This window comes from Centipeda infelix ATCC 43532, assembly GCF_000234095.1.
GTDB lineage: Bacteria > Bacillota > Negativicutes > Selenomonadales > Selenomonadaceae > Centipeda > Centipeda infelix.
The window spans coordinates 566,425-582,428 of record NZ_JH376799.1; the positions used below are offsets into that span (position 1 = coordinate 566,425).

Below are 16,004 nucleotides of genomic sequence, written 5' to 3' on the forward strand. Positions count from 1 at the left end.
ATGGCTACGCTATATGATACTTTTAATGGGAGTATTTTTTGAATCATAGTTAGGGAGGGATCGTTGCATGATTTACACCGTCACCTTCAACCCGTCGATCGACTACATCGTGCGGTTGGAGCAGTTCACAGCGGGCGAGATCAACCGTGTGAACTATGAGCAGATCCTGCCGGGGGGCAAGGGGATCAACGTCTCCATCGTACTGAAAAATCTCGGACACGACTCGACAGCACTCGGCTTCCTCGCGGGATTCACGGGCACTGCGATGCAGCAGATGCTGCACACCTTCGGCGTTGCGGACGATTTTGTGCGTCTGGACGAGGGCTTCTCACGCATCAACGTCAAGATCAAGGCAGAGCGCGAGACCGAGATCAACGGGCAGGGTCCCGTCATCACGGAGGAGGCGCAGCGTGCCCTCTTTGCAAAGCTCGACCGTCTGACGAGCAGCGACACGCTCGTCCTTGCGGGTTCGATTCCGAACACGCTGCCCGATGACATCTACGAGCGTATCATGGAACACCTCGAGGGGCGCGGCATCCGCATCGTCGTGGACGCGACGAAGAATCTCCTGCGGCGCGTGCTGAAGTATCGCCCATTCCTCATCAAGCCGAACAATCATGAGCTTGGCGAGATGTTCGGGGTCGAACTCAAGACCGACGATGAGATCGTCTACCACGCGAAGAAACTGCAGGAGGAGGGCGCGACGAACGTTCTCATCTCGATGGCAGGCGACGGCGCGATCCTGCTGACGGCAGAGGGTGTATTCTACCGCTCCGCCGCACCGAAGGGCACCCTCGTCAACTCCGTGGGCGCGGGCGACTCGATGGTCGCAGGCTTCCTCGCGGGCTTTATGGAGTCGGACGGCAGCTATGAGCGTGCCTTTTACATGGGCGTTGCGACCGGCTCCGCCTCCGCATTCTCGCCGAATCTCGCCACGCGTGAGGAGGCACTTGCGCTGCTGAAAACTATCGTCTAGTTAAAAAGGAGGGGTTTTCCCTTGCATATCAACGATCTTCTGAAACCTGAGAGCATCGCCCTCGGCGTTTCCGCTCCCGCCTCGAAGGAGGAGGCAATCCGCCTCCTCGCCGACTACATGGAGAAGGGCGGCAACCTCAGCGATAAAGAACAGTACGTCAAGGACGTACTCACCCGCGAGGAGAGCGGCACCACGGGGCTCGGCGACGGCATCGCAACACCACACGCCAAGAGCGACGGCGTAAAGGCGGCGGGACTTGCCGCGATGACCATTCCCGACGGCATGGACTTTGCCGCCATGGACGGCAACCCGAGCCGCCTCTTCTTCATGATCGCCGCACCGAACGGTGCGAACGACGAACACCTCGCCATCCTCTCGAAGCTCGCAACCATGATTATGGATCCCGACTTCAAAGAGGCACTCATCGCCGCCAAGACCGTCGAGGAGTTCCGTCAGCTCATCGACGATAAGGAGAACGACCGCTTTGTTGCACCGAGTACAGAGGCGGCGGCGGAAGAAGCAAAGCCCACCGCCGACCATATCCAGATTCTCGCCGTCACCGCCTGCCCCACAGGCATCGCGCACACCTTTATGGCGGCGGAAAGCATCGAACAGCACGCGAAGAAGCGCGGCCTCACGGTCAAGGTCGAGACGAACGGCTCGGCGGGCGTGAAGAACGTTCTCACCCCCGAAGAAATCGCCGCCGCCGACGGTATCATCGTCGCAGCGGACAAAAACGTCGCCATGTCCCGCTTTGACGGCCGCCGCGTCGTTATCACGAAGGTCGCCGACGGCATCAACAAGGCGGACGAACTCATCGACCGCGCCCTCTCGGGCAGTGCTCCCGTCTACCACGCGAGCGGCGCAGACACGTCGGAGGGCGCAGACGACGTGGAAAACGAAAGCCTTGCCCGCCAGATCTACAAGCACCTCATGAACGGTGTCTCGCACATGCTTCCGTTCGTTGTCGGCGGCGGTATCCTCATTGCCCTTGCCTTCCTCTTCGACGACTACAGCATCGATCCGTCAAAATTCGGCTCGAATACCCCCCTTGCCAAGTTCTTCATGCAGGTTGGTGGTGCATCCTTCGGCTTCATGCTCCCCGTCCTCGCGGGCTTCATCGGTATGTCGATCGCCGACCGCCCGGGACTTGCCGTTGGCTTCGTCGGCGGCTCACTCGCGGGTGCAACGGGTACGGGCTTCCTCGGCGCACTCCTCGCGGGCTTCGTCGGCGGCTACGCCGTCAACTTTCTCAAGAAAGTATTCGCGGGACTGCCCGCCTCCCTTGATGGCATCAAGCCAATCCTGCTCTACCCATTCTTCGGCATCCTCATCATGGGGCTCATCTCGCTCTACATCATCGCCCCGCCCGTCTCCGCGATCAACAACTGGATGATCGCGACGCTCGGCGGCATGGATCCCTCGGCACGCATCCTCATGGGGCTGATCGTCGGCGGCATGATGGCTGTCGACATGGGCGGTCCGATCAACAAGGCGGCGTATGTCACGGGCACGGGGCTCCTCGCCTCGGGTGAGTATCACGTCATGGCGGCAGTCATGGCGGGCGGCATGGTGCCCCCGCTGGCGATCGCCCTTGCGACCACACTCTTTAAGAACCGCTTCACCGAGAGCCAGTGCAAGGCGGGCATCACGAACTACGTCATGGGGCTCTCCTTCATCACCGAGGGCGCGATCCCGTTCGCGGCGGCCGATCCCGTTCGCGTCATCCCCTCGATGGTCGTCGGCTCTGCACTCGCGGGCGCACTCACCATGTTCTTTGACTGCACCCTGCGCGCGCCGCACGGCGGCATTTTCGTCGTTCCGACCATCGGCAACCCGCTCATGTACCTCGTGAGCATCCTCGTCGGTGCCATCGTCGGCGCGATCATCCTCTCACTGCTGAAAAAGCCGATCAAGGAGTAACACATTCGGCATAAACAACATACAAAAATCCCGCCGTACCGGCAGAATGGTACAGCGGGATTTTCTTATCTCTGAGGGAAATCGGTTACACCTTGAACTTACCCACAAGCGCATCAAGCTCTGCGGCGAGCCCCTTGAGGTGCTCAGCGGTTGCGGCGAAGGCATCGAGGGAGGCAGTTTCCTGCTCGATGGCGGCTGCCGCATCCGTCGTGTGCCCCGTGATCTCATGCGATGCTTTGGCGACCTCCTCCGATGCCGCTGCTGCGACCTGTGCACAGGCGCGTACCGCCTCGATGGAGGTGAGGAGTGCCGTGCGATTGACGTTCTCCGATTGCGAGAGTGCCTGCATCTCCTCCAGATGCGCAGAGATGCCGTTCACACTCGTTGCAAGCATCTGGACATTCTCATCCTGCTCATTTGTGTGCTCGGCGATATGCGTGACGGCGATTGCATTGTACTCGACCGCCTTACTGTTCTCGACGCTTGCCCGCCACATCGTATCCGACAGCCCCGCGACCTCGGTCGCGCACGCCTGTGCACGCCGCATAATCCGGCGCAGTTCACTGACAAATGCGTTGAATGACTGCACAATGCGTCCGATCTCGTCAAACTGTTTCGCGGTGAGCTGCTGCGTGAGATCCGCCTCCTTGCCCGCCACCTCAAGGAATGATGCCGTCAGTGTCTCTATCGGGCGCAGCACCTCCATAATGACGCAGTAGGAGGAAGCGACAAAGACGAGGAAGGCAAGGACAATGACACCGACGCCGATTTTTTGAGATACACGGATCTTTGCCTGACTGGCGGCATCGTACGCCGTGACGAGATTGTCCACTGCGCTCACATAGCCGACAACCTCAGCGGCGACAACGGCATTTGCATCGTACTTCTCCTCCGGACCCACAGCACCCGCGACGGCAAACACATGCGTCCGGTACTCCTCCCAGAGGGGCTGCAGTGTGCGGAGCTGCTCCTTGACCGCCTCGTCTGACGCCGGGCGGAGATTCAGCTCCGCATCGCCCCGGCGGAGTCCCGTAAGAATGCGGTCATATTGCTCAATCTGTGCGAGCATCGTCCGCCGAAGATCTGCCGCCTCATCCGCATCGGCAGGAACCAAACGCGCCGAGAGCCACGCGAGCTGATAGGCACGCATCCGCAAGGAGCCGGACGCATTGACGGCAGTAGCATCTCCATCCAGTTGTGCAAAGGTGGCAAAGTTCAGCCCGACCAAACCGACGATGAAAGCAAAGAGGGCAACGAGCGTGATTCGTAGTTTATTTTGGATTGTCATGTTTCTCTCTCGCCTCAATAGAAAAAATTCTCTCTATTATTATATCGCAGAAAGAAGGCTGTGCAATACCCCTATCAAAAAAAGGTCTGCTGCACGAAGTTTTTCGCTTCATGCAGCAGACGCATTCACAGTTTCACAAGTTCGCGCAGACGCGCGAGGTCGATGTAGGTCTCCGTCTCGGGATGCCGCGTGAGATAGCCCTGATGCTCGTCCTCCGCCGCTTGAAATGAGGTGAGGCGTTCCATCGTCGCATGCAGGACGCGCCGTGCCGCCGCGCTGCTGTTCGGGTCGTTGAGCGTCAGGTGCTCCCCCGTCGCGGGACAGCGTCCCTTCCCCGCGAGGAAGGTGAGATAGAGCTGGATCTGAGGCTCATCCTCCACGCTCTCGTAGAAGACACCTGCGCGGTACATCGCGCCGCGCACATAGCCCTGCCCGTCGATGCTGTACGGGGTCACAACGGCAAAGTGCAGGTCGAGGAGCTGTGAGATGTCGATCTTCTTCGGATCGTAGCAGATCTCGACGCCCATGCGCCCGCCTGCCGCACCTGTCGCCACATCCTCATGGCGGGCATTGGGCGCGGCATTGATATAGCCCGTACGAACGCTCGCGATGCCGCGCCGTCCCGTAAAGACCTCCTCAAGCTCGTACATATCCGCGCCCGAGAGGCAGATGCGTTTGTGCAATCTAAGTCCCCCTTCCACCACGCTGCGCGCGGTCCCCCTCCCCCGTAAACGGGGGAGGCTGTTCTCAATTCGTAAAGAGGTCAACCTGCCGCCCCGCTGCCTGTCGTACGTCGAACACGCTGAGGAGCTCGGCGACCGCCTGCGTCGGCGAGATGCCGCCCGAGAGAATCGCCTCCTTCACCTCAGGCATCCGTCCACGCACGATGGCATCGTCGAAGAACAGGTTGTGCAGATGCTCGTCGATCATGCTGTTCATCCAGTCGAGCAGCTGACCGTCGCGCCGTTTCTTCCAGATGCCCGTCTCAGTTGTTTTGTCGCGGAAGATGCGGATGACTTCCCATAGTTCGGCAAGTCCTGTCTTTTCAATGGCAGAGGCGAGGTAGGCGTGCGTCTCCCAGCCCGGCGTCGCGGGACGGATGAATTCGATCATGCGCTCATACTGTCCGCGCGCAACCTTTGCCTTAATCAGATTATCGCCGTCCGCCTTGTTGATGACGATCGCATCGGCAAGCTCCATGATGCCCTTCTTGATGCCCTGCAGCTCGTCCCCCGCGCCCGTCAGCACGACGAGCAGGAAGAAGTCGACCATCGAGCGTACGGTCGTCTCGGACTGTCCGACACCGACCGTCTCGATGATGATGACATCGTAGCCCGCCGCCTCGCAGAGCAGCATCGTCTCACGGCTCTTGCGCGCGACGCCGCCGAGCGTTCCGCCCGCAGGTGACGGACGGATGAACGCCTCGGGACGGCGTGAGAGTGTGCCCATGCGCGTCTTATCGCCGAGGATCGAGCCCTTTGTCACGGAACTCGTCGGGTCAACGGTGAGTACGGCGACGCGATGCCCCGCATCGCAGAGCATATTACCAAACGCCTCAATCATCGTGGACTTGCCCGCGCCGGGAACACCCGTGATACCGATGCGCAGGGCATTGCCTGTCCTTGGCAGGAGCCGCTGCAAGACTCGCTGTGCAAGCTTAAAGTGTTTGCTGCTGTTGCTCTCGATAAGCGTGATTGCACGCGAGAGTGTCATGCGGTCGCCGCGCGCAACGCCTTCCACATAGTCGTCCTCATTGAGGACGAGCTTTCTGCGCGGCATTCCCTTACCGTTCAGCAGTTTCGGATTGATATTTCCAACGGTCAAATCCTTGATGCCTTCGATGCCGCCCATGACGCTTGTCGTGAACTTGCAGTCGGCATCCTCGGGTACCCAGTCGGGCCGTTCTGTGGTATATTTTTCGCTCATAAAGCCTCCTTTCGTGATATGGCAAAACGCCGCCCTCATGCAGAGAGCGGCGCCGCTATTTGCCTTATCCTGCAGCTTCTTCCTTCGCGCGTGCGATGAGAAGGGTCAGGAGCTTGATGCCCGCCTCGGGGATGTTCGTGCCCGGTGCGAAGATCGCGACCGCGCCGTGCTCGTAGAGGTTGTCATAGTCCTGCACGGGGATAACGCCGCCAATACAGACCATGATGTCGTCACGTCCGAGCTTCTTCAGCTCATCGACGAGCTGCGGCAGGAGCGTGTTGTGTCCCGCTGCGAGCGAGCTGAATCCGACCATGTGCACGTCGTTGTCGACCGCATCCTGCGCCGTCTCGGCAGGGGTCTGGAAGAGCGGCCCCACGTCGACGTCCCAGCCCATGTCGGCGAAGGAGGACGCGATGACCTTCTGTCCGCGGTCGTGTCCGTCCTGTCCCATCTTCGCGACGAAGATACGCGGACGGCGACCCGTGAGTTCCTCGAACTCGTCCGCCATCTCGCGGGCGCGGTCAAGCTCGGTCTTGTCCGTGAACTCGGAGGAGTAGACACCGGAAATGGTGTGGATAACCGCCTGGAAACGGCCAGAGACCTTCTCCACTGCATCGGAGATCTCGCCGAGTGAGGCACGGACGCGTGCTGCATCGACGGCTGCTTCGAGCAGGTTGCCGTTGTCGCGACTCTCCGCCGCCTTTGTGATGCCCTCGAGGCAGCGGCGCACATCGTCCGCATTGCGCTCTGCGCGCAGCTTCTCGAGACGCTCGACCTGTGCCTGACGCACGGCCGTGTTGTCGATCGCGAGGATCTGCAGGGGGTCTTCCTTTTCGAGGCGGTACTTGTTCACGCCGACGATGCTCTCGATGCCGGAGTCGATCTGCGCCTGGCGGCGTGCTGCCGCCTCCTCGATGCGCATCTTCGGGAGCCCCGTCGAGATCGCCTTTGCCATGCCGCCGAGTGCCTCGACCTCCTGGATATGCGCCCAAGCGCGGCGGATGATCTCGTTCGTGAGAGCCTCGACGTAGTACGAGCCGCCCCACGGATCGATGATCTTGCACACGCTCGTCTCGTCCTGGATGTAGAGCTGCGTGTTACGCGCAATACGCGCCGAGAAGTCCGTCGGCAGTGCGATCGCCTCGTCGAGTGCGTTCGTATGGAGGGACTGCGTGTGGCCGAGTGCCGCGCCCATCGCCTCCATCGCCGTGCGGGCGATGTTGTTGAACGGATCCTGCGCCGTCAGTGACCAACCCGAAGTCTGGCTGTGCGTACGCAGTGCCATCGACTTGTCGTTCTTCGCATCGAACGACTTGACGATCTTCGCCCAGAGGACACGCGCTGCGCGCATCTTTGCAATCTCCATGAAGTAGTTCTTGCCGATTGCCCAGAAGAACGAGAGACGCTTTGCGAAGTCGTCGACGGCGAGCCCCGCCTTGATGCCCGTGCGGATGTACTCAAGGCCGTCGGCCAGCGTGTAGCCGAGCTCGATGTCCGCAGGTGCACCTGCCTCCTGCATATGGTAGCCGGAGATGGAGATGCTGTTGAACTTCGGCATGTACTTCGTCGTGTACTCGAAGATGTCGCCGATGATGCGCATAGACATCTCAGGCGGATAGATGTAGGTGTTACGAACCATGAACTCTTTCAGAATATCGTTCTGGATCGTACCTGCCATGATCTTTTTGTCAACGCCCTGCTCCTCGCCCGAGACGATGAAGAACGCGAGAATCGGCAGAACCGCACCGTTCATCGTCATGGAGACGGACATCTGGTCGAGCGGAATGCCCGAGAACAGGATGTTCATATCCAGCATGGAGCAGACCGAAACGCCCGCCTTGCCCACGTCGCCGACCACGCGCGGGTTGTCCGCGTCATAGCCGCGATGCGTCGGGAGGTCAAATGCGATGGAAAGGCCCTTCTGACCTGCGGCGAGGTTGCGGCGGTAGAATGCATTCGACTCCTCTGCCGTCGAGAAACCTGCGTACTGGCGCACCGTCCACGGACGGAACACGTACATCGTGGAGTACGGGCCGCGCAGACACGGCGGGATGCCGCTCGCAAAGTCGAGGTGGGTCATATGCTCGTATACGTCGTGATCGTAGAAGGGGCTCACGGGTACACGCTCCATCGTCTTGTGCGTGAGTGCCTCAAACGTCCGTCCCGTCGTCCCCTCGAAGAGGGCGCGCCACTCCTTGGAGTCTGCGGACGGGCTTTCGCCGAGGCTCATCCCGGTGAAATCCGGGTTCGTAAAGCCTGCCATTACGCAATCATCCCTTTCTTTTTCTGAAGGCGCTCAAGCACCTCGTAGCAGTTCGCCTTGACGGAGATGTACTCATCAATGCCCGCGTTGTTGTAGGTCTCAAGGAGATCCTTCGGCGCTGCACCCGCGAGGAAGACGCGTGCGTCGGGCAGCACTTCGTGGAGCTTCGGTGCGAGCGCAGGAACGATCTCGGGATAGGTCGCATCCGTGGAGCAGATGACCACCGCATCCGCGCCGCTCTTGCCCGCCGCCTCGGCAGCCTCCTCGACCGTCTTGAACCCGTCGTTGCCGAGCACCTCGAATGCACCGACCTGCAGGAAGCCTGTGGTAAAGTCCGCACGTGCCTTGTGCTGCGGGATGGGGCCCATGTTCGCGAGGAAGATCTTGACGTTGTCGTTCTTCTCCGCCTTGTAGTCCTCGGTGCGGCGGCGCAGCGCCTCAAAGCGCTCGCTCCAGCGGTGCGGTGCGATCGCCGCGACCGTCTCCGCCGTGCCCTTGCCGTCCGTGACCGCCGCCATCAGCTCTGCGATCGTTGCACCCGCAAACGCCGCCTCGATGCCGTGCTCGAGGGTGCCGTCCGCCTTGAATGCCGCAAGCGCCTCGTCACGATGCTTCGTGTCGATGTCGGAGAGATATGCTTCGATGTCTTTCGTACGCTGTGCCTTGAGCGCCGCCGTGTCCTCAGGACGCAGGTCGAGCAGAGTCTCCGTCATGTTCGGGTACATATTGTTGCCGACAATGCGGTCTTTGCGGATGTCCGCCTTCTTGAAGCGGTCGGCGAGAATCTTTGCGATCTCGTCCTGCACCGAGCCGGCACGGAGTGCCGCCACGATGCCGCCCTGCTTTTCGATGCTCTGGAACTCCGCCCAGATCTTTTCCTTCATCTGGCGCGTCAGCGTCTCAACCGCCCACGAGCCGCCCGCAGGATCGATCGGCTGCAGCATGCCGAACTCCTCCTGCAGCATGATCTGGATGTTGCGTGCAATGCGGCGCGAGAACTCATCGCCCTTGCGGATGGGCTCGTCGAACGGCGCACTCTCGAACGAGTCGATGCCGCCCACAACGCCTGAGAAGATCTCCGTCGTGTTGCGGAGCATATTGACATACGGATCGTAGATGGTCTTGAAGAAGAGCGCAGGACGCGCGTGAATGCGCATCTTCTGCGACTCGGCATTGCCTCCGAACGCCTTGACGATCTGCGCCCAGATCGGACGCACGGCGCGCAGTTTTGCAATCTGCAGGAAGAAGTTCGCACCCATCGAGAACCCGAATGCGATCTGCCCCGCCGCCTCGTCAATCGTCAGCCCGCGCTCGCACAGCGCACGCAGATACGCCGCCGCCGTTGCCAGACACGCCGCAACCTCCTGCACATCGTTCGCACCACCGCTGCTGTAGACATCGCTGCGGACAAACACCGTGCGCAGATGCGGCGCATGTGCCGTCGCCCAGCGTGCCGCCGCAGCGAGGCTGTCATAGTGTGCATCGAGCGATGCGGGGAGCTTGCCGTCGGTCACAAGTGCACCGATCGGGTCCGCCCCGACGATGCCCTGCACCTTCGTCATGTCGTCTCCTGCCGCACGGCGTGCTGCCGCGACAAGCGAGAGGATCGGGAGGGCATTTGCACCCGCATAGATATAGAGCGGGAATTTCGTGAGATCCAACCCCTCAAGGAGTGTATGCATATCATCGACCGTCGTCACGCTCGTGCCAATGTCGCCGACCTTCTCCGCCTGACGCGCATCCACACCCACACGCGAGGCGGTGTCGAGCACGATGTGGTAGATCGTCGAGCCCTTGTCATTCTCATGGCGCAGGAGCTCGTTGTTCTCTGCGGGCAGGGTCTCATCGCATGCCTGCGCGATGCCCCAGGGCTTCCCAATGTAACCGGCGGGATCCACGCCGCGCAGATAGTCCCCCATACCGGGCATGACACGCTTGGGCAGGATGTCCTCCGTGTGTTTCTTCGTATACATGGGGTCGAATGTGATGCCCTCGTAGGTCTTCGTGAACATGACCTTCTCGAACGGCGCCCCCTTGAGCAGCGCCTCACAGGCCGCCTTCCACTCCTCGTCCGTCGGCGGAGTGAATTCGTCGAGCGAGACCTCGGGGAAGTCCTCAACATCCGCCGATTTCTTCAGAAGCTTCTGAAGCTCCTCGTCACTCGACCGTTCTTTTTCTTCCGGCATAGTACGTCCTCCTTTAATTTATTGCGGGAAGGCTCTGTCAGTTCAACAGATGAACCAACATAAAAGAAAAAGCAATTCTGTGCATGATGCGCGGAATTGCATTCCTTGAAAAAAAATCGCCCTGAGCTTCCACCCTCAGAGCGCGCCCCTAATACAAAGGGGCAAAACGAGAACTGAAAAGATGAGCAATGTTTCCCCAAGGAGCGCATACTCCTTCATCCCGGGGAAATCTCTGGGCACGGGAATCTTTTCACATGCACACAGATCTCCTCAGGATCGTTCCACGCACCGCCGGAATGTATGCAAAGAAAAAGCCCATTCCACGGTGTGCAGAACGGGCTTTTTCGGTATCGTTACTCAGTTCCCGACGGTCTGGTCTAAGCGCCAAACTCTCTCTCGAGGCGAACGAATCCGCAAAATCTCCATCCCCATCACTCGCAGGTCAATCGGTGATTGTTAATCAAGCAGGTCTCCTGGCTCCAGTTCATCGCTCATCCACACCTTCCCGAAGATTTCTCCTCAGTGACTGCTGACCCAAGGTCAGCGCGTGGACTCACTCACTGTTACAGTGGCGTGACCGCTCCGGCTTATGAAGTTCATAGCTCCCATACCGGATTCCCTATGAAGCAATTGAGGTTTTGCAGGACAAAACCTCTGCACTTGATCCAAAATCAATATGTAATTTTTATGGTACGATAGAATAGTACCACTAAAAACTTCCTTTGTCAACTAAAAAAGAATCACTGCGTGAATTATCTCACAGTGATTCCTTTTATGCATAAATTCAATTAGTCGATGACATAAACCTCGACGCTGCGGCGACCAAACTGAATCGCCTCGTCGTAGCTTTCCATGCAGAGATCGATCGTATGACCGACGATCGCACCGCCCGTGTCGGCCGCGATTGCCTCACCGTAGCCGGGAATGTAGAGGCGCGAGCCGAGCGGAATGACGTTCGGATCGACCGCGACGACACCGTGGCGCGCGGGAATGCCCGTCGCCGTGATGCCGCTGCCGCCCCCATCACTCGGAAGATATGCCGATGCGTGCATCGTGTATGCTGCACGGTAACGCGGGATGCCGCGGCTGACGCGGTCTGCCTCGCGCTCGCGTGCGCGGCGCTGCTCGGCAGCCTGCTCGTTCTCCGTCAGCCGGATCGCAAGATCTGCCGTGATCGGCGTGTCCGCCGCAGGTGTCACGTCAACCTCTTGCGGATTATAGCCGTACTCCGCCATGACATCGCCGACGGTGCGCCCGCTCGTCATAACCTGCTGCGTGTCGTCCCAGAACGAAATGCTCACGGGAACGGCACGGTGTACGGAAATCTCGGTATGGCGTTCGCCCTCGTTGTGAAACACCTCGTAGGTGTCCTTCGCACCGAGCTTTACACCGAGCTTCTCAAAAATATCATTGGGCTTCGTCTGCACCGTCATGTCGGTGATGGTCTCTCCGTCAACGTGCACGCTCACGCGCTGCATATTCTTCGGCAGGCCGTTCATCGTGAATCCACTGGAGAGGAGCATCATCCCCGCCAAGGTGGCGCAGAGCACTGTGTTCTTCTTTGTCTGAATCAGCTGTCCCAGTTTCTTCCACTGCATAGAATTCCCCCTTTGCTGACGGTATTTTCCCACTTTACGCTGAATTTTATATGAAAAATGGGATTCAGAATAATTTCATCGTATGTTTTCATCCTTTCCCCTCCACTGAGAAGGATATTCGTCCCACACAAAAGCCCTGTGCGCGGAGAATTTCTCCACGCGCAGGGCGATGATTTACGAAAGAACAATAAAGTTGTTTCAAAGAGCTAGGGAAGCACTGATAAATTCAGCCGTGCCATCTTGGCGTATCTTTTTCGCCCTCTCATCGTCGACAAATCCTCCACATAGCCCTTGCTATGAGTCCGGTTTGTCTCCTTGACAGGGCAAAAAATCTGCACCAATCTGACAGACTTCATTTTATCAGCGATTCCCTAGGTACATCGGACTTGTGTCGTTCATCACACCGCGCTCAACTTTGGGTACAGCCGCCGTGCATTCTCCGTCGTGTACCGTGCAACCTCCTCAACGGATTCGCCGCGCAGTTCGGCGATCTTTGCCGCGACGAAAGTGACATAGGCGGGCTCGTTGCGCTTGCCGCGCTTCGGGACGGGTGCAAGGTACGGGCTGTCCGTCTCGATGAGGAGTTTGTCCTGCGGTGCTTCGCGTACGATCGCGGGCAGCTTTCCCGCGTTCTTGAACGTCAGAGGACCGTCAATGCCGATATAGTAGCCGAGTTTCCACAGTTCCCGCGCCGTCTCAAGGCTGCCCGAGTAGCAGTGGAGTACACCTGTGAGATCACGTCCCTCCGCCTGTAGGATGGCGAGCGTATCCCCGTGCGCCTCGCGGTCGTGGATGCAGACAGGCAGTCTCGCCGCGCGTGCAATGCCGAGCTGCACGACAAAGAGATCGCGCTGCACGGCGCGTACCTTCGGATCTTTCTCCCAGTAGTAGTCGAGTCCGATCTCGCCGATGGCGACCACCTTCGGATGCTTCGCCCACGCAAGGAGCTGTGCGCGCTCTGCATCCGTCAGCACACACGCGCTCTCAGGATGCACACCGACGGCTGCATAGAGCGCGGGATACTGCTCCGCATCGGCAACCACCTGCGCAGACGCCGCCATCGTGTCGCCCATGCTGATGATCTGCGCGACCCCCGCCTCAGCGGCGCGTGCAATCATCTCTGCACGGTCGTCATCGTAGCGTTCGTCATACAGATGTGCGTGCGTATCAATGAATGTCGTCATTTTTCGATCTCAATGCGCGGGAAAAGCTGCTGCGCCGTGCCGACTATATGTCCGTCCTCCGTGCCGCCCCACGCAGCATCGGAGAGCTGCACCTCTGCAAAGTCCGATGTGAAGCCCAGCTGCTCGTGGATGCGGCGCGCAGTCACGGGTAGGAACGGAGAGATCAGGATACTCGTCACGCGCAGCGACTCAACGAGATGATAGAGCACGGAGTCGAGCTCTGCCGCCTTTGCCTCGTCCTTGGCGAGCGTCCACGGTGCGGTCTCGTCAATGTACTTGTTCGTGCGCGAGATCAGTGTCCATGCCGTCTTGATCGCCGCCGACAGCTCCATCTGCTCCATCTGCTCTGTATACTCCTTGACCGTCGCCGCAGCCATCTCCTCGAGTGCCGCGTCGAAGTCCGTGCGCCCTGCGCCCTTCGTGATAACGCCCTTCCGATACTTCTTTGCCATCGAAAGGGTTCTGTGCAGCAGATTGCCGAGATCGTTCGCCAGATCCGAGTTGATGCGCCCGATGAGCGTGTCGCGTGAAATGTTGCCGTCCTGCCCGAGCGTGATCTCACGCAGCAGGAAGTAACGCACGGCATCCGCACCGAACTCCTCGATGAGCGCGATCGGATCGACCACATTGCCGACCGACTTTGACATTTTCGCGCCGTCCACGATGAGCCAGCCATGCCCATAGACCTTTTTCGGCAGGTCAATGCCGAGTGCCATCAGCATACAGCCCCAGATGATCGTGTGGAAGCGCACAATCTCCTTGCCGACGAGATGTACGTCCGCCGGCCAGTAGTGGTTGAATTTCGCCTTGTCATCCATATAGCCGATCGGCGTGAGGTAGTTCGTGAGTGCATCGAACCAGACGTAGACGACGTGCTTCTGGTCGAACGGCACGGGGATGCCCCAGTCGAACGAGGTGCGCGAGACGCACAGATCCTCCAAGCCCTGCTCGATGAACGCGATCATCTCATTGCGGCGCGAGACCGGCTGAATGAAGTCCGGATGCTCGTTGATGTACGCGAGCAGGCGATCCGCGTACTTGCTCATGCGGAAGAAGTACGCCTCCTCCGCAACCTCCTGCACGGGGCGGTGGCAGTCGGGGCAGCAGCCGTTCTCATCAAGCTGCAGCTTCGTCCAGTAGCTCTCGCACGGCGTGCAGTAGAGCCCCTTGTACTCTCCCTTGTAGATGTCGCCCTGATCGTAGATCTGTTGAAAGATGTTCTGCACAAGCCTATAATGACGCTCCTCCGACGTGCGGATGAAGTCGTCGTAGGAAATGCCGAGCAGCCGCCACAGCTCCTGAAAGCCCGCGACAATGCGGTCGACGTACTGAAGGGGCGTCACGCCCTCCTTCTCCGCCGCCTGCTGGATCTTCTGTCCGTGCTCATCCGAGCCGGTCAGAAAGAACACATCATAGCCCGCAAGCCGCTTGAACCGCGCAATCGTGTCCGCAACCGTCGTGCAGTACGCGTGCCCGATGTGCAGCTTCGCGCTCGGGTAGTAGATCGGTGTTGTAATGTAAAATGGTGTCTTCTCGCTCATAAATCATGCCTCGTTTCGATTTGATGTACTATATAGTAGCACACGCGCGGCGCGCTTTCAATATTACTTCTCATACTGTATGAGGACGAACAGGTCATGCTCTCGCACGTTCTAAGGAATTACTGATAAAATAAAGTTCGCTGAATAACAGTAACAATTATCATAGAACCGAAAAACTATACACCGTTTGACGAAAATCATCAATCTTCAGTGGGTATCATCGTCCCCCGCCAAGAGAGCCTGATACACATCTCGCCGTGAGATGCCAAGTTCCTGCGCGGTGCGACGCATGGCTTCCTTCTTGTCCAAACCTTTGGCAATGTGCGCCGCATAGCGTTCGGTGAGCGTCATCTCCTCCACGTCATCCGCAGCGGCGACAGATTCGTCCGCACCCGCGACGATGAGCACAAACTCGCCGCGCGGCTCATGCTCCCGATAGTGTGCGAGGAGGTCGCCGAGGGTTGTGCGGCGGAACTCCTCAAACTTCTTCGTCAGTTCTCGCGCGGCACACGCCTGTCGCTCCGCGCCGAGCTCCGCTGCAAGCGCGGCAAGTGTCTCACGCAGTCGGTGCGGAGCCTCGTAGAAGATGAGTGTCTCGCGATAGGCGGAAATACGCGCCAGAAGATCACGCCGCTTCTTCTCCTTGCGCGGGAGAAAGCCGACGAAGGTGAAGCCCTCCAGCGGCAGTCCCGCGCAGATGAGCGCGGAGAGTGCGGCATTCGCACCCGGCAGAGGCGTGACGGGGATGCCCGCCGCGATGGCACGCCGTGCAAGGTCGCCGCCGGGGTCGGCAATGCCTGGAAGCCCCGCGTCGCTAACGCAGACGACCGTTGCCCCCGCGCGGAGGCGCTCAATCAGCTCTGTCCCCTTTTCCTCTTTGTTATGCTCGTGGTAGCTCGTCATAGGCGTATGGATATCATAGTGCGCGAGAAGCCCACGCGTGTGCCGCGTGTCCTCGGCGGCGATCACGTCCGCCGTGCGCAGTGTCTCGACCGCACGATAGGTGATGTCCGCAAGATTGCCGATGGGCGTTGCGCAGAGATAGAGCCGTCCCGTCTGTTCCATGTCATTCCTCCCGTTCCTTTTATTTCCATTGTGGGGCACGGATGAACCATTGTC

The 16,004-nt window shown here is 59.4% G+C and carries 12 protein-coding genes and 1 riboswitch; of the genes, 2 read left to right on the plus strand and 10 right to left on the minus strand.

Features of this window, described 5'->3' with window-relative positions; all coding sequences use genetic code 11:
* Positions 1 to 67: 67 nt before the first annotated feature.
* Together pfkB and HMPREF9334_RS08770 are read left to right on the plus strand one after the other, a co-directional pair.
* Positions 68 to 976 carry a 1-phosphofructokinase gene (gene pfkB, locus HMPREF9334_RS08765; protein WP_006693112.1) on the plus strand — a complete coding sequence of 303 codons (909 nt, stop codon included), beginning with the start codon at positions 68 to 70 and terminating at the stop codon, positions 974 to 976.
* 21 nt (positions 977 to 997) lie between these two features.
* Positions 998 to 2,899, plus strand: a complete 1,902-nt coding sequence (locus tag HMPREF9334_RS08770) for a PTS fructose transporter subunit IIABC (RefSeq protein WP_006693113.1) — start codon at positions 998 to 1,000, stop codon at positions 2,897 to 2,899.
* 85 nt (positions 2,900 to 2,984) lie between these two features.
* On the opposite strand, the gene HMPREF9334_RS08775 is transcribed toward HMPREF9334_RS08770, so the two are convergent.
* From HMPREF9334_RS08775 to rsmI, 10 genes are all read right to left on the minus strand, one after another.
* Positions 2,985 to 4,187 carry a type IV pili methyl-accepting chemotaxis transducer N-terminal domain-containing protein gene (locus tag HMPREF9334_RS08775; protein WP_006693114.1) on the minus strand — a complete coding sequence of 401 codons (1,203 nt, stop codon included), beginning with the start codon at positions 4,185 to 4,187 and terminating at the stop codon, positions 2,985 to 2,987.
* Between the two features lie 125 nt (positions 4,188 to 4,312).
* The gene (locus HMPREF9334_RS08780) at positions 4,313 to 4,870 is read right to left on the minus strand and encodes a peptide-methionine (S)-S-oxide reductase (protein WP_006693115.1); all 558 of its coding nucleotides are present in this window, start codon (positions 4,868 to 4,870) and stop codon (positions 4,313 to 4,315) included.
* 64 nt (positions 4,871 to 4,934) lie between these two features.
* Entirely contained in the window at positions 4,935 to 6,113 is a 1,179-nt protein-coding gene (gene meaB / locus HMPREF9334_RS08785; protein WP_006693116.1) for a methylmalonyl Co-A mutase-associated GTPase MeaB, read from the minus strand.
* 64 nt (positions 6,114 to 6,177) lie between these two features.
* Positions 6,178 to 8,376, minus strand: coding sequence for a methylmalonyl-CoA mutase (gene scpA / locus HMPREF9334_RS08790; RefSeq protein ID WP_006693117.1), 2,199 nt, complete (start codon positions 8,374 to 8,376; stop codon positions 6,178 to 6,180).
* Complete coding sequence (locus tag HMPREF9334_RS08795) at positions 8,376 to 10,562, minus strand: methylmalonyl-CoA mutase family protein (protein WP_006693118.1); 2,187 nt, start codon at positions 10,560 to 10,562, stop codon at positions 8,376 to 8,378. The genes scpA and HMPREF9334_RS08795 overlap by 1 nt, the downstream gene beginning before the upstream one ends.
* A 446-nt stretch (positions 10,563 to 11,008) precedes the next feature.
* Positions 11,009 to 11,241: riboswitch (cobalamin riboswitch) on the minus strand.
* Between the two features lie 109 nt (positions 11,242 to 11,350).
* Positions 11,351 to 12,160, minus strand: coding sequence for a 3D domain-containing protein (locus tag HMPREF9334_RS08800; protein ID WP_006693119.1), 810 nt, complete (start codon positions 12,158 to 12,160; stop codon positions 11,351 to 11,353).
* A gap of 206 nt (positions 12,161 to 12,366) precedes the next feature.
* Positions 12,367 to 12,516, minus strand: coding sequence for a secretion protein HlyD (locus HMPREF9334_RS12650; protein WP_071985981.1), 150 nt, complete (start codon positions 12,514 to 12,516; stop codon positions 12,367 to 12,369).
* Between the two features lie 42 nt (positions 12,517 to 12,558).
* Positions 12,559 to 13,344 (minus strand): TatD family hydrolase, encoded by a 786-nt coding sequence (locus tag HMPREF9334_RS08805; protein WP_006693121.1) that lies wholly within the window; start codon positions 13,342 to 13,344, stop codon positions 12,559 to 12,561.
* Positions 13,341 to 14,885: a methionine--tRNA ligase gene (gene metG / locus HMPREF9334_RS08810; protein ID WP_006693122.1), complete on the minus strand. Its 1,545-nt coding sequence runs from the start codon at positions 14,883 to 14,885 to the stop codon at positions 13,341 to 13,343. The genes HMPREF9334_RS08805 and metG overlap by 4 nt, the downstream gene beginning before the upstream one ends.
* Positions 14,886 to 15,092: 207 nt before the next feature.
* On the minus strand, positions 15,093 to 15,950 hold the full coding sequence (rsmI, locus tag HMPREF9334_RS08815; protein WP_006693123.1) for a 16S rRNA (cytidine(1402)-2'-O)-methyltransferase: 858 nt from the start codon (positions 15,948 to 15,950) through the stop codon (positions 15,093 to 15,095).
* Positions 15,951 to 16,004 lie beyond the last annotated feature (54 nt).

What these genes read in the sequence shown, in the direction of transcription:
- scpA (WP_006693117.1), bottom strand. Translation starts at nt 8,376, where the DNA reads ATGGCAGGCTTTACGAACCCGGATTTCACCGGGATGAGCCTCGGCGAA.
- pfkB (WP_006693112.1), top strand. Translation starts at nt 68, where the DNA reads ATGATTTACACCGTCACCTTCAACCCGTCGATCGACTACATCGTGCGG.
- HMPREF9334_RS12650 (WP_071985981.1), bottom strand. Translation starts at nt 12,516, where the DNA reads ATGAAGTCTGTCAGATTGGTGCAGATTTTTTGCCCTGTCAAGGAGACA.
- HMPREF9334_RS08805 (WP_006693121.1), bottom strand. Translation starts at nt 13,344, where the DNA reads ATGACGACATTCATTGATACGCACGCACATCTGTATGACGAACGCTAC.
- rsmI (WP_006693123.1), bottom strand. Translation starts at nt 15,950, where the DNA reads ATGGAACAGACGGGACGGCTCTATCTCTGCGCAACGCCCATCGGCAAT.
- meaB (WP_006693116.1), bottom strand. Translation starts at nt 6,113, where the DNA reads ATGAGCGAAAAATATACCACAGAACGGCCCGACTGGGTACCCGAGGAT.
- HMPREF9334_RS08775 (WP_006693114.1), bottom strand. Translation starts at nt 4,187, where the DNA reads ATGACAATCCAAAATAAACTACGAATCACGCTCGTTGCCCTCTTTGCT.
- metG (WP_006693122.1), bottom strand. Translation starts at nt 14,885, where the DNA reads ATGAGCGAGAAGACACCATTTTACATTACAACACCGATCTACTACCCG.
- HMPREF9334_RS08800 (WP_006693119.1), bottom strand. Translation starts at nt 12,160, where the DNA reads ATGCAGTGGAAGAAACTGGGACAGCTGATTCAGACAAAGAAGAACACA.
- HMPREF9334_RS08795 (WP_006693118.1), bottom strand. Translation starts at nt 10,562, where the DNA reads ATGCCGGAAGAAAAAGAACGGTCGAGTGACGAGGAGCTTCAGAAGCTT.